At 69.2% G+C, this 11,993-nt stretch carries 15 protein-coding genes; 12 read left to right on the top strand and 3 right to left on the bottom strand.

Annotated features, from left to right (window positions below):
• Window positions 1-43: 43 nt before the first annotated feature.
• On the top strand, window positions 44-997 hold the full coding sequence (locus KF892_23390; GenBank protein ID MBX3627973.1) for a MarR family transcriptional regulator: 954 nt from the start codon (window positions 44-46) through the stop codon (window positions 995-997).
• On the top strand, window positions 994-1,362 hold the full coding sequence (locus KF892_23385; protein ID MBX3627972.1) for a hypothetical protein: 369 nt from the start codon (window positions 994-996) through the stop codon (window positions 1,360-1,362). Before KF892_23390 ends, KF892_23385 begins: the two co-directional genes overlap by 4 nt.
• Before the next feature lies 1 nt (window position 1,363).
• Here KF892_23385 and KF892_23380 read toward each other — a convergent pair whose 3' ends face one another.
• From KF892_23380 to KF892_23370, 3 genes are all read right to left on the bottom strand, one after another.
• On the bottom strand, window positions 1,364-1,885 hold the full coding sequence (locus KF892_23380; GenBank protein MBX3627971.1) for a hypothetical protein: 522 nt from the start codon (window positions 1,883-1,885) through the stop codon (window positions 1,364-1,366).
• Between the two features lie 97 nt (window positions 1,886-1,982).
• Window positions 1,983-3,059: an exo-alpha-sialidase gene (locus KF892_23375; GenBank protein ID MBX3627970.1), complete on the bottom strand. Its 1,077-nt coding sequence runs from the start codon at window positions 3,057-3,059 to the stop codon at window positions 1,983-1,985.
• Between the two features lie 4 nt (window positions 3,060-3,063).
• Window positions 3,064-3,333 carry a MoaD/ThiS family protein gene (locus KF892_23370; protein ID MBX3627969.1) on the bottom strand — a complete coding sequence of 90 codons (270 nt, stop codon included), beginning with the start codon at window positions 3,331-3,333 and terminating at the stop codon, window positions 3,064-3,066.
• 76 nt (window positions 3,334-3,409) lie between these two features.
• Between KF892_23370 and rarD the strand changes: the two genes are divergently transcribed.
• The 10 genes from rarD (at window position 3,410) to KF892_23320 (ending at window position 11,839) form a co-directional block, all read left to right on the top strand.
• Window positions 3,410-4,297 carry an EamA family transporter RarD gene (gene rarD, locus KF892_23365; GenBank protein ID MBX3627968.1) on the top strand — a complete coding sequence of 296 codons (888 nt, stop codon included), beginning with the start codon at window positions 3,410-3,412 and terminating at the stop codon, window positions 4,295-4,297.
• Between the two features lie 76 nt (window positions 4,298-4,373).
• Window positions 4,374-5,333, top strand: coding sequence for a dialkylresorcinol condensing enzyme (locus KF892_23360; protein ID MBX3627967.1), 960 nt, complete (start codon window positions 4,374-4,376; stop codon window positions 5,331-5,333).
• Window positions 5,323-6,456: a beta-ketoacyl-ACP synthase III gene (locus KF892_23355; GenBank protein MBX3627966.1), complete on the top strand. Its 1,134-nt coding sequence runs from the start codon at window positions 5,323-5,325 to the stop codon at window positions 6,454-6,456. The genes KF892_23360 and KF892_23355 overlap by 11 nt, the downstream gene beginning before the upstream one ends.
• 94 nt (window positions 6,457-6,550) lie before the next feature.
• On the top strand, window positions 6,551-6,949 hold the full coding sequence (locus KF892_23350) for a hypothetical protein (GenBank protein ID MBX3627965.1): 399 nt from the start codon (window positions 6,551-6,553) through the stop codon (window positions 6,947-6,949).
• Window positions 6,946-7,953 (top strand): BtrH N-terminal domain-containing protein, encoded by a 1,008-nt coding sequence (locus KF892_23345; GenBank protein MBX3627964.1) that lies wholly within the window; start codon window positions 6,946-6,948, stop codon window positions 7,951-7,953. Before KF892_23350 ends, KF892_23345 begins: the two co-directional genes overlap by 4 nt.
• 22 nt (window positions 7,954-7,975) lie before the next feature.
• A complete protein-coding gene (locus tag KF892_23340) occupies window positions 7,976-8,893 on the top strand; it encodes an ABC transporter ATP-binding protein (GenBank protein ID MBX3627963.1) in 918 nt (305 codons plus the stop codon).
• A complete protein-coding gene (locus tag KF892_23335; GenBank protein ID MBX3627962.1) occupies window positions 8,893-10,050 on the top strand; it encodes an ABC transporter permease in 1,158 nt (385 codons plus the stop codon). Before KF892_23340 ends, KF892_23335 begins: the two co-directional genes overlap by 1 nt.
• Window positions 10,051-10,323, top strand: coding sequence for an acyl carrier protein (locus tag KF892_23330; GenBank protein MBX3627961.1), 273 nt, complete (start codon window positions 10,051-10,053; stop codon window positions 10,321-10,323).
• Window positions 10,320-11,372, top strand: coding sequence for a beta-ketoacyl synthase (locus KF892_23325; GenBank protein MBX3627960.1), 1,053 nt, complete (start codon window positions 10,320-10,322; stop codon window positions 11,370-11,372). Before KF892_23330 ends, KF892_23325 begins: the two co-directional genes overlap by 4 nt.
• Window positions 11,369-11,839 (top strand): hypothetical protein, encoded by a 471-nt coding sequence (locus KF892_23320; protein ID MBX3627959.1) that lies wholly within the window; start codon window positions 11,369-11,371, stop codon window positions 11,837-11,839. The genes KF892_23325 and KF892_23320 overlap by 4 nt, the downstream gene beginning before the upstream one ends.
• The last annotated feature ends 154 nt before the right edge of the window (window positions 11,840-11,993 follow it).

Here is an 11,993-nt window from a genome sequence, read left to right as displayed (position 1 = left end):
ATCGATTGATTGCCTTTGGCAATCAAATCCAGACAATCCACCCATGCTTGTCGCCGACCGCCTCGAAGCCATCCGCGCCTTCAACCGCTTCTACACCCGCCGCATCGGCGCGTTGAACGACACCCTGCTCGGCTCGCCCTACTCGCTGGCCGAGTCGCGCCTGTTGTGGGAGCTGGCCCACCATGAGCACACCACCGCCACCGAGCTGGCCCGCACGCTCGAGCTCGACGCCGGCTACCTGAGCCGCCTGCTGCGCCGCCTGAAGGACCAGGGCCTGATCGGCAGCACCCGCTCGCCCACCGATGCCCGCCAGACGCAGCTGAGCCTCACCGCGGCCGGTCGCGCTGCCTTCGCGCCGCTCGACCAGCGCTCGCGCGAGCAGATCGGCTCCTGGCTCACCCCGCTGCCCGAAGCGCACCAGCAGCGGCTGCTGCAGGCCATGAGCACGCTCCAGCACCTGCTGGGTGACGAGGCGCCGCGTCAAGGCCCTGAGCCTTATCTCCTCAGGCCGCACCGCGCAGGCGACATGGGCTGGGTCGTGTCGCGCCACGGTGCGCTCTATGCGCAGGAGTACCGCTTCGACATGCGCTTCGAAGCCCTGGTGGCGCGCCTCGCCGCCGACTTCATCGACCGCTTCGACCCCACCCGCGAAACCTGCTGGATCGCCGAGCGCGACGGCCAGAACATCGGCAGCGTCTTCCTCGTGCAGGCGCGCCATGAGACCACCCACGCGCCCCTGCCCGGCGTGGCGCAGCTGCGCATGCTGCTGGTCGAGCCCACCGCCCGCGGCCTCGGGCTCGGCCAGCGGCTGGTGCACGAATGCGAGCGTTTCGCGCGCATGGCGGGCTACCAGCGCATCGTGTTGTGGACCAACAGCCTGCTGCTCGCCGCAAGAGGCATCTATCAGAAAGCCGGCTACACCCTCACGGCGAGCGAGTCGCACACAAGCTTCGGGCACGACCTCGTCGGCGAGACCTGGCAGAAAGAATTGACATGACCTGCGATTGCGGCGCACCGCGCCGATACGAAGACTGCTGCGGCCGCTTTCACGCGGGCTTGCCAGCCCCGGATGCCGAAGCCTTGATGCGCTCACGCTACACCGCTTATGTGCGCGACCTCATCGACTACCTGCGCGCCACCTGGCACGCGAGCACACGGCCTTCAACGATCGAGCCCAATCCACCCGGCCTGCGCTGGCTCGGCCTCGACGTGAAGAAGCACGAGGTACAGGACGCCGACCATGCGACGGTGGAGTTCGTCGCCCGCAGCAAGCTCGGTGGACGGGCGCACCGGCTGCAGGAAAAGAGCCGCTTCGTGCGCGAAGACGGCCGCTGGTACTACGTCGATGGCGACCTGAGCTAGCTCAGGCGAATTCCTGGCGGACGGATGCCGACATCAAGCGGCGAATGATCCACGCCAGCAGCCCGCAGGCGCCGAGCGTCACCACCACCGCCATCACCCGCGCCGCGGTCACGAAACCACCGAACACGCCTGCGGCCTTGGGCGGCAGCGATGCGCTGCTGAGCGCGTGGTCGACGATCGCCTGCATCAGCTCCTGCTGCAGCCACAGGCCCAGCAGGTTGGCGACGATGGCCACCACGAGCAGGCCGATGAAGGTGCGGCGCGCCCAGTCCAGCCGCAGCAGCAGGCCGACCGCCGAGGCCAGCATCGCCAGCGAGAGCACGAGGCTCGTGCCCGTGACCCACGGCAGCTTCGCCACCAGCCAGCCCGTCAAACCGGCCTGCGGCGGCAGGGGCAGCAGCGACGCGAGCATCGCGTTTTGCAGCAGCGCCGAGCCGCTGGCCAGCAGGCCGAGCCCGATGAACAGCCAGGCGATGGCGGTGACGAAGAGGGAACGGGCTCCAACGGCGATGGTGATGGGCATGGCAGGACTCCGGCGCACGATGGGTGTCATTTCGACAGCTCACGCATGAGTTGTCATCCCATGCACAGGGTGTCGCCCCATGTTGCAGGGGGAGGAACTACCCGAACCGCACCGCGTGGATCGGCGGCAAGTGGCCGGCGACTTCGACCCAGCTGTCGCCCGCGTCGTCGCTCGCCCACAGGTTGCCGGTGGTGCTGCCCATCAGCAGCGAGCGCCCGGTGTCGTCGACGACCAGGCCGTGGCGGTAGACGAGGTCATAGCAGTCCTTCTGCGGCAGGCCCGTGCGCAGCGCCTCGAAGCTCTTGCCGCCGTCGCGTGTGCGGTGCACGAAGAGCGCGCCGTCGACCGGCACCCGCTTCTCGTCTTTCACAGCGGGCGCGAACCACGCCGTGTCGGGCTCGCGCGGATGCGCGGCCACCGCGAAGCCGAAGCCGGCGATCGGCGGCTTCAACTCCTGCCAACGCTGCGAGCCATCGGTCGAGCGAAAGATGCCGTTGTGGTGCTGGCACCAGACGGCCGTGGGCACCGCGGCACACGCGGCAATGAGGTGCGGGTCCTGCGTGTTCTCGTCGTCGGCCTGGTCGGGCGGCATGAAGTCGGCGCGCATGCCCTTGGCCTGCAGCTCCCATTGCGTGCCGCCTTCGCGGCTGCCCCACACGCCGCCGCAGCTGATGCCCAGCAGCAGCTCGCCCGGGCGCGTGGGGTGCGGCAGGATGGAATGGATGCCCGGCACGTCGTACCCCCCGCCAAACCAGCCCAGCCGCTCGGGGCGCGACCAGAGCGAGTCGACCAGCTGCCAGTGCTCGCCGCCATCGCTGCTCTTGAAGAGCCCGCCCGGCAGGGTGCCGGCCCAGATGGCGCCGTGGATCGCCTCCATCGACCAGATCTGCACCAGCTTCCACGCCGGCCCCTCGGCCCCTTCGGGCTGCGGCGGGTAGGTGGGGGTGTCGACCTCGCGCCAGGTGGCGCCGGCGTCGTCGCTCGCGTGCACCTTCACGCCGAAGTGGCCGAGGTTGAGCGCGGCCAGCATGCGGCCGGTCCCGCCGATCGGTGGCAAGACCATCGACACCGGCTCGGCGAGAAAACTCACCCGCGCCACGCCCCAGCCTTTGGCAGAGCGTTGCAGCTCGAACAGACCTTTGCGCGTGGCCACCCACGCCCTCGTTGCCGTCATCTCGTCATCCTCCGGACAGGGCCTGCAGCACGTGCACCTGGCTGTCGGCCTTCAAGGCATCGTCGAGCCGCACGCGCTCGTGGCTGCGCCGGCCATCGATGAACACCACCACGTTGGGCCTGAGATGGCCCTGGTCGTCGAGCACGTAGCCACGCAGGCGCGGGTTGCGATCGAACGCGGCCTGCAGCGCCTCGCGCAGCGTGGCCGCGGGCGTGTCGACCTCGGGCACCTCGGTGAAGCGCTTGAGCTGCTGGGTGAAGACGACGTGGGCCACGCGGCGGATCATGCCGCCAGGCCCGCCGAATGACCACCCGTCAGCAACCCGGCAGCAGGGCTGGGAGAATCCGCCGATGCCCATCGGAGCCCTGTACGCCGCCCTCGCCTTCGCGCTGTGGGGCATCTTCCCGCTCTACTTCCGCCAGATCGCGAGCGTCCCCTCCGGTGAAATCCTCGTCCATCGCATCGTGTGGTCGCTGGTCTTCGTGCTGGTCGTGCTCACGCTGCGGCGGCAATGGGCCTGGGTCAAGCCGGTGCTGCGCAGCCCCAAGGTGCTGCTGGCCTTCGCGGCGAGCGCGGTGCTGCTGTCGGTCAACTGGCTCACCTACATCTGGGCCGTCAACAGCGGCCATGTGATCGAGGCGAGCCTCGGCTACTTCATCAACCCGCTGGTCAACGTGCTGCTCGGCTACACCGTGCTGCACGAGCGGCTGCGGCCCGTGCAGTGGCTGGCGCTCGGCATCGCCGGGGCCGGCGTGCTGTGGCTCGCGGTGCTCGCCGGCCACCCGCCGTGGATTGCCCTGGCATTGGCCGCGAGCTTCGGCGCCTACGGGCTGATGCGCAAGGTGGCCAGCCTCGGCGCGCTGGAAGGGCTCACGCTCGAGACCTTGCTGCTCGCCCCCATCGCCATCGCAGTGCTCGGGGTGTGGATGTGGCAAGGCACCAGCGTCTTCCCCGCGCCCGAGGCCGGCACCAACCTCTGGCTGATCGCCGCCGGCCCCATCACCGCCGTGCCGCTGCTGCTCTTCGCGGCCGGCGCGCGGCAGATCTCGCTCACCACGCTGGGCCTGCTGCAGTACATCGGCCCGACCATCCAGCTGGCCATCGGGCTGTGGATCTTCCACGAGCCCTTCTCGGCCAAACGGCTGATGGGGTTTGCGCTGATCTGGGCGGCGCTCGCCCTCTACAGCGCCGAGGGCTGGTGGCGCAGCCGTACCACCGCGGCGCCACAAACTGCCTGACTTCCTGCCTTTTCAGGACTTCGTGTTGGCGTGTACTCGCCTACCATAGGCAATCCCGTTTTCTTCTCATGGCTTTGTGGTGAACACCGTCAAGAAGGTCCTCGTGCTGCGCTTTTCGCAGAGCGGACAACTCAACACCCTGACCGACAGCTTCGTGAGCGCCCTGCGCGCCGACCCCGGCATCTCGCTGCACGTCGAAACCATCGAGCCACGTCGTCCCTTCCCCTTCCCCTGGGGCTTCTTCACCTTCCTCGACGCCTTCCCCGAGTCCTACCACCTGCGCGGGCCCGAGCTGAAGCCGCTGTCGCTCAAGGGCGACGAAGACTTCGACCTCATCGTGCTGCCCTACCAGGTGTGGTACCTCGCCCCCTCGCAGCCGGTCACGGCCTTCCTGCAACACCCGGTGGCGAAGAAGCTGCTCCATGGCAAGCCCGTCGTCACGCTCATCGCCTGCCGCAACATGTGGCTGATGGCGCAGGAGAAGGTCAAGGGCCTGCTCGCCGCCACGGGCGCGCGCCTCCTCGACAACGTGGTCTACGTCGACCCCGGCCCCACGCTCGCCACCTTCTTCACCACGCCCAAGTGGGTGCTCTCCGGCAGCCGCAAGGGCTTCTGGGGCATGCCCGACGCAGGCCTGAACGACACGCAGATCCAGAGCGCCCGCCGCTTCGGCAAGGCGCTCGCCGAATCGCTGCATGCCGATCGTGAAAAAAGCACGCAGCCGCTGCTGGCCGGCCTGGGCGCGGCCACCGTCGACCCCCGCCTCTACTTCAGCGAAAAAGCCGCCTCGCGCAGCTTCCACGTCTGGGGAAAACTGCTGATGGCCGCCGGCAAGCCGGGGGCGCCGCAGCGCGTGCCCTTGCTCGCGATCTACGTGACCTTCCTGATCGTGATGATCATCACGGTAGTGCCCACCAGCATCCTCATCCAGACGCTTCTGCGGCCCTTCATGGGAGGGTGGCTCTCTAAAATCAAAAACCAATACGAACAGCCGTCCGGCTCGTCCACAGAGCGCAGTAACTTGTATGGGGATTGACGTCTTTCTCACGCGCACCGGAGCGTTCCTCCCCTTCGCGCCTGTTTCCAACGACGAGATCGAATCCGTGCTCGGCATGGTCGGCGGCAAGCCTTCGCGGGCACGCCGGCTGGTGCTGCGCAGCAACGGCATCCAGTCGCGCCACTACGCCATCGACCGCGCCACCGGCGAGCCGGCGATGACCAACGCGCAGATGACGGCCAACGCCATCCGCTCGATGGGCGACATCGGCCGCGTCGACACGCTGGCCACCGGCACCTCGCTGCCCGACCAGCTCATGCCCAACCATGCGGTGATGGTGCACGGCGAACTCGGCTGGCCGCGCCTCGAAGCGGTGTCGTGCGCTGGCATCTGCCTCTCGGGCGCCGCGGCGCTCAAGCATGCGTGGCTCTCCGTGCGTGCGGGTGAATCGAAGCGCGCGGTGGCCACCGGCTCGGAGCTGGCCTCGCCCATCATGCTGGCGCGCAACTTCGACCCCGAGGTCGAGCACAAGCTGCAGCAGCTCGAAGAGCGCCCCGAGATCGCGTTCGAGAAAGACTTCCTGCGCTGGATGCTGTCCGACGGCGCCGGTGCCGTGCTGCTCGAGACGGCCCCGCGCGGCCCGCTCTCGCTGCGCGTCGACTGGATCGAGCTTTCGTCGGCCGCCCACGAGCTGCCGGTGTGCATGTACGCCGGCGGCGACAAGAACGAAGACGGAACGCTGCGCGGCTGGCTGCGCTTCGGCACCGACGAGTGGCAGGCCAAGTCGATCTTCGCCGTCAAGCAAGACGTTCGCCTGCTCAACGAACACGTCATCCGCGCCACCGTGCGCGAGCCGCTGGCCGAGATCGTCGACAAGCGCCGCCTGGTGGCGAGCGAGATCGACTGGTTCCTGCCGCACGTCTCGTCGGCCTTCTTCAGCGGCCCCGTCGAGCAAGCCATTGGAGAAGCCGGCCTGCCCATCCCGCGCGAGCGCTGGTTCAGCAACCTCGTGACCAAGGGCAACACCGGCTCGGCCTCGCCGTACATCATGCTCGACGAGCTGTTCCGCTCGGGCCGCATTCAGAAGGGGCAGAAGCTCTTGATGTACATCCCGGAAAGCGGCCGTTTCTCGACAGGATTCGTTCACCTCACTGCCGTCTGACACTCACCGTTCGGGCTGAGCCTGTCGAAGCCTGTCCTGAGCCCGACGAAGGGCCCTTCGACAAGCTCAGGGCGAACGGATCGACACCTCCGCCATGGACCTCGACAACGTCCCGCAAGAAGGCAACGCCACCCTCGGCGGCCACCGCAAGGCCGTCTATGCGAAAGACGCCAACGGCCGCATCGTGATCGCCCCCAGCAAGGGCTGGGAAGCCGAAGAGATCGTCACCAGCAACGCCGTCGACACGCTGCATGCGCTGGCCGAAGAAGCGCGGCAGCGGGTGCAGGCCGGCACCGCGTCGACGCTCGAATACTGGATGTGCGCTCGCCGCATGGATATCCCGCTCCTGTCGCAGACCAGCGGCTTCTGGCAATGGCGCGTGAAGCGCCACCTTCGGCCCGAAGTCTTCTCCACGCTCACTGACAAACACCTGCAGCGCTACGCCGACGCACTCGGCCTCTCCATCGCCGAACTGCGCAAGTTGCCCTCATGAACAGCCACGCCGCCACCTTCCAGCATGCCCACGCCGCGCACTGCGAGAGCGGCGTCATCTCCAACCTGCTGCGCCACCACGGCGTGCCGGTGTCGGAGAGCCTGGCCTTCGGCCTCTCGGCCGGCCTCGCCTTCGCCTACCTGCCCTTCATCAAGATCAACGGCCTGCCGCTGATCGCCTACCGCACGCTGCCGCGCGGCATCATCAAGGGCCTCTTGGCGCCGCTGGCCACGCGCTTCCGCTTCGAGACCTTCCGCTCGCCGCAGGCCGGCGCGAAGCGCCTCGACGAGCTGCTCGCCAAGGGTGAGATCGTCGGCCTGCAGACCTCGGTCTACTGGCTGCCCTACATGCCGCCCGACATGCGCTTCCACTTCAATGCGCACAACCTGCTCGTCTACGGCAAAGAGGGCGACGAGTACCTGATCAGCGACCCGGTGTTCGAGCACCCGCAGCGCTGCGCCAGCGCCGACCTGCTGCGCGCCCGCTTCGCCAAGGGCGCGCTCGCGCCCAAAGGCCTGCTGTACTACCCGACGACCATCCCGCAGAAGAAGATCACGCCCGAAGCCGTGCGCGCCGCCATCCGCAAGAACTGCCGCGCCATGCTGCCACCCGTGCCCATCGCCGGCGTGCGAGGCATGCGCTGGCTGGCGAAGCACGTCGACAAACTCCCGGCCGGCGACAAAACAGAAGAGAAGCGCAGCGCCGACTTCATCGGCCAGATCGTGCGCATGCAGGAAGAGATCGGCACCGGCGGCGCCGGCTTCCGCTTCATCTACGCCGCCTTCCTGCAGGAAGCCGCGCAGCTGGCCGAGCGGCCCGTGCTCGCGCAATTCTCCGAGCGGCTCACCGCCATCGGCGACGGCTGGCGCGTGATGGCGCTGAAGGCCGCCCGCATGATCAAGGGCCGCGAGCCGGTGAACCCGTCGGCCATCGCGGCGCTGCTGCGCCAGCAGGCCGATCAGGAAGAAGCCTTCTTCAAGGACCTGCAAGCTGCGGTGAAGTGAGCGCAGCGACAATCGCGGCCCCATGCTGTCGATCGAGCACCTCGGCTACCGCTACCCTCGCACTGAGCAGCCCGCGCTCGAGGGCGTGTCGCTCACGGCCGAGCGTGGCCATGTGCTGGGCCTGCTTGGCCCCAACGGCGCCGGCAAGACGACGCTGATCTCCCACCTCGCCGGCCTCCTGCCCGTGCAGCAGGGCCAGATCCTCGTCGACGGCCAGCCGCTCGCCACGGTGCGCCACGCAACGCCCACGCGCATCGCCGTCGCGCCACAGGAATACGCGTTCTACCCGATGCTGAGCGTGGCCGAGAACCTCGCCTGCTTCGCCGCCGCCGGCCGCCTGGGCGGCGCGAAGCTTGATGAGCGCATCGCCGCCTGCCTCGCCTTCGCGCAGCTCGAGCGCTACCAGCACACCCGCGCCGAGAAGCTCTCGGGCGGCCTCAAGCGCCGGCTCAACCTCGCCATCGCGCTGCTGCCCGAGCCCGAGCTCGTGCTCTTCGACGAGCCCACCGTCGGTGTCGACCCGCAGTCGCGTGCCTTCATCCTCGACGCGATCAAGTCGCTCGCGAAACACGGCGCGGCGGTCATCTACACCTCGCACTACATGGAAGAGATCGAGGCCATCGCCGACCGCATCGTCATCCTCGACCGTGGCCGCCGGCTGTGCGCCGGCTCGCTGGACGAGCTGCTGGCGCAGCATGAGCCGGTGATGGTGCTCGCAGCCGATGGCCTCGAGCGCGCGGCTCTGCTCGACCTCCTGGCCCAGCACGGCACCGTGCTCGACGGCACCGCCCCCCGAGTCAGCCTGCGCCTGAAAAGCCGCCCGGCCGCCGTCCTGACCGCACTCGACGCCGCAGGTGCCACGGTGCATTCCGCCGAATTCGGCCGCGGCAACCTGGAGCAGCTCTTCATGTCGCTCACCCAACGTTCATTGAGGGACTGATGCTGACCGCCCTCATCAGGAAAGAGCTGCTCGCCCTGGTGCGCGACCCGCACAGCCTGGCCGCGCTCTTCCTGCTGCCGGTGCTCTTCATCGTCATCATGTCGCTGGCGCTGAAGGACTACTACAGCCCGCCGCAGACGAGCCTGCCCTATGCCGTGCAAGCCGAGGACACCGACCCGCTCGCCCGCGCGCTCGTCAAGGCGTGGGAGCGTGGCCACGGCCCCGCGCAGCCCCTGCCGGCCGACTGGCCCCAGCAGCTGCGCGAAGGCCGCCTCAAGTACGTGCTGGTGCTGCAGCCCGGCCTTTCGCGGGAGCTGGAAGACGCTTCGCTGCCCACGCAGTCGTACCTGCGCCTGCTCGCCGAGCCCGGGCTCGACGGCAACCTGCTCAACACGCTGCAGGCGCAGCTTGCCGGCACCGCGGGCGAGCTGAAGGCCCGCGCCGCGCTCGCCCAGAACAACGCCCCCAAGCCCGCGCCCGACGCCTCGATGCTCAAGCTCGTGCAGACCGAGCGCGCCGGCACGAACGGCCCGCGCCCGAGCGCCGTGCAGCAGAACGTGCCGGCCTGGCTCGTCTTCGGCATGTTCTTCGTCGTCGCCTCGCTGGCCGGCCTGGTGGTCGAAGAGCGCAGCAGCGGCACGCTGGCGCGCCTGCAGAGCCTGGGCGTCTCGCGCGCCGCGCTGCTCGCGTCCAAGGGCCTGCCCTATCTCGGCGTGAACGCCGTGCAGGCCGCGCTGATGTTGGCCGTCGGCGTGTGGCTCATGCCCGCGATCGGCGGCGACGCGCTGTCGCTCGCCCACGTGAACTGGCCCGCCCTGCTCTTGGCACTCGCCGCCATCAGCCTCGCCGCGGTCAGCATGGCACTCGCCATCGCCTGCGCCGTGCGCACGCATGCGCAGGCCGCCGCCGTCGGGCCGATCATCAACGTGCTGATGGCCGCCATCGGCGGCATCATGGTGCCCAAGTTCGTGATGCCGCTGTCGATGCAGCGCCTCGCCGAGTGGTCGCCGATGAACTGGGGCCTGGAAGCCCTGCTCAACGTCGTGCTACGCGGCGGCGACATCGCCAGCACCGCGCCCCAGCTCGCACGCCTGTCGCTCTTCGCCGCGCTGATGTTCGCCATCGCGCTCGTGTTGTTTCAACGTTCGCCCCGATAAATGTCCTCCGACCTGATCGCCGACCTCAAGACCCTGGTGCTCGAAGCCGCCGAAAAGACCGAGCCCGAGGGCGGCCTCACCGACGACGAAGTGCTCTTCGGCCCCGACGCCCGCCTCGCGCTCGACTCGCTCGACGCGCTGCAGATCTCGATGGCCATCCAGCAGCGCTACGGTGTGCGCATGCCCGACAGCAAGGACACGCGCCGCGCGCTCACCTCCATCGCGCACCTGGCCGAGCACCTGCGCCAACACGCACCCTCATTGAAGGAATGAACGAGGCCTACCTCGCCGGCCGTGCGCTCGCGTCGGCGCTGGGGCCCGATCTCGCGAACGCCGTGCAGGCCGTGGCGGCCGGCGTCGCGCCTCGCACGGTGACACTGGCCGACGGCTCGTCCTGGCCCTGGTACGCCATCGCCGACGACGAAGCGGACTGGGCCTCGCGCAGTCGGCGACTCGTCCAGCAGTCCGCCCGTGAAGCCGGAGCCGACCCCACCGGCGCACTTTTCATCGCCTCCTCCTCGCTCGACATCGGCCTGATCGAAAGCACCGGCCAACTCCCCCATGACCACCACGCGTTCGCCGAGACCGTGGCGGGCTGGCTCGGGTGGCAAGGCCCGGTCTACACCGTCTCGACCGCCTGCACCTCGGGCCTCAACGCTCTCATGAGCGCACGCACGCTGGTGCGCCACGGCGTCGTGCCGCACGCGCTCGTGCTCGGGCTGGAGTTGCGCAACACGCTAACCCTCGGCGGCTTCGCCGGCATGCAGCTCCTGAGCCCCACCGGCGCCCTGCCCTACGGCGTGGGCCGCAACGGCCTGGTGCTGGGCGAAGCGGTCGCCGCATTGCAGGTTTCAGCGCAGCCCTCGCGCTGGCGCATCGCCGGGGGCGCCAACGTCGTCGACGGGCGCGACCCCGCGGGTTCGATCGAGAGCGCCGAGATCGACATGTGCCACCAGGCGCTGGCCGACAGCGGCCTTTCCGCCGCCGACATCGACCTCGTCAAACCGCAAGCGGCAGGCGGCGCGGCGAGCGATGCCACCGAAGCACGCGCGCTGCACCAGGTGTTCGACCCACTCCCGCCCCTCGTCTCGTTCAAGGCCGCCATCGGCCACACGCTGGGCGCCTCGGGCGTGGCCGAACTCGCCCTGCTCACCGCCTGCCTCGAATCGAACCACTGGCCGCGCGCCGACCACGCGCAAGACCCCGCGTTGCAAGCCCCTCTCGCCAACGTGCCGCCGTCACGCGCCCGTCACGTGCTGGCGAGCATCCTCGGCTTCGGCGGTGGCCACACGGCGGTGGTGCTGGAGGACACGCAGGCATGAGCTTCTTCCTCAAGGCCCACGTCGTGCTCGACCCGCTGCCCGCCGACTGGCGCGACCAGCTCGCGCGCCGCCTCGGCACACGCCCGCGGCGCATCGGCGGCTGGGCCGAGCTGGCGCTCTTCGGCGCGCGCCTGTGCCTCGACGCCGCGCAGGAAGAACAGCTTCCTACTGGCGCACTGCTGCGCGTCGTGGGCGTGCATGGCCCGATGGAGGCCACGCGCGTCGTGGCCGAGCAGGCGACACAAGGCCTGCCGCTCCCCTTCACCTTCATGCAGAGCCAGCCGAGCCAGACGCTGGCCGCGCTCAGCCAGCACCTCGGCTGGCAAGGCGACGCGCGCTACGTGCTGAGCCGCGACACCCACGCCACGCTGCAACTCGCGCAGCTCGAAGCTGGCCCCGCGGGCTTCCTCATCGGCACCGTGGCCGAAGACCACCGCACCGAGTGGTGGCGGTACAGCTCGCGCTGATCCCCCGCTAATCCCCCGCTGATACCCGCGGCGCGCACCCCGCGCGGCACGCAGGTTGCCGAAAGGCGCGCAAGGTCCGAGCCCGTGGCGCCACCAGCGCCAACGCCTGCCAAGCGCAGCGGCTCGCGACCGGAACGATTAACCGGGCAAAAGG

The sequence above is a fragment of the Rhizobacter sp. genome (assembly GCA_019635355.1).
GTDB lineage: Bacteria > Pseudomonadota > Gammaproteobacteria > Burkholderiales > Burkholderiaceae_C > Rhizobacter.
Note: the sequence above shows the minus strand (reverse complement) of the source record. Positions and strands in the feature narration are given on the sequence as shown.

Coding starts and splice junctions, on each gene's coding strand:
- KF892_23390 (MBX3627973.1), top strand. CDS start 44: ATGCTTGTCGCCGACCGCCTCGAAGCCATCCGCGCCTTCAACCGCTTC.
- KF892_23385 (MBX3627972.1), top strand. CDS start 994: ATGACCTGCGATTGCGGCGCACCGCGCCGATACGAAGACTGCTGCGGC.
- KF892_23380 (MBX3627971.1), bottom strand. CDS start 1,885: ATGCCCATCACCATCGCCGTTGGAGCCCGTTCCCTCTTCGTCACCGCC.
- KF892_23375 (MBX3627970.1), bottom strand. CDS start 3,059: ATGACGGCAACGAGGGCGTGGGTGGCCACGCGCAAAGGTCTGTTCGAG.
- rarD (MBX3627968.1), top strand. CDS start 3,410: ATGCCCATCGGAGCCCTGTACGCCGCCCTCGCCTTCGCGCTGTGGGGC.
- KF892_23355 (MBX3627966.1), top strand. CDS start 5,323: ATGGGGATTGACGTCTTTCTCACGCGCACCGGAGCGTTCCTCCCCTTC.
- KF892_23350 (MBX3627965.1), top strand. CDS start 6,551: ATGGACCTCGACAACGTCCCGCAAGAAGGCAACGCCACCCTCGGCGGC.
- KF892_23345 (MBX3627964.1), top strand. CDS start 6,946: ATGAACAGCCACGCCGCCACCTTCCAGCATGCCCACGCCGCGCACTGC.
- KF892_23340 (MBX3627963.1), top strand. CDS start 7,976: ATGCTGTCGATCGAGCACCTCGGCTACCGCTACCCTCGCACTGAGCAG.
- KF892_23335 (MBX3627962.1), top strand. CDS start 8,893: ATGCTGACCGCCCTCATCAGGAAAGAGCTGCTCGCCCTGGTGCGCGAC.
- KF892_23330 (MBX3627961.1), top strand. CDS start 10,051: ATGTCCTCCGACCTGATCGCCGACCTCAAGACCCTGGTGCTCGAAGCC.
- KF892_23325 (MBX3627960.1), top strand. CDS start 10,320: ATGAACGAGGCCTACCTCGCCGGCCGTGCGCTCGCGTCGGCGCTGGGG.
- KF892_23320 (MBX3627959.1), top strand. CDS start 11,369: ATGAGCTTCTTCCTCAAGGCCCACGTCGTGCTCGACCCGCTGCCCGCC.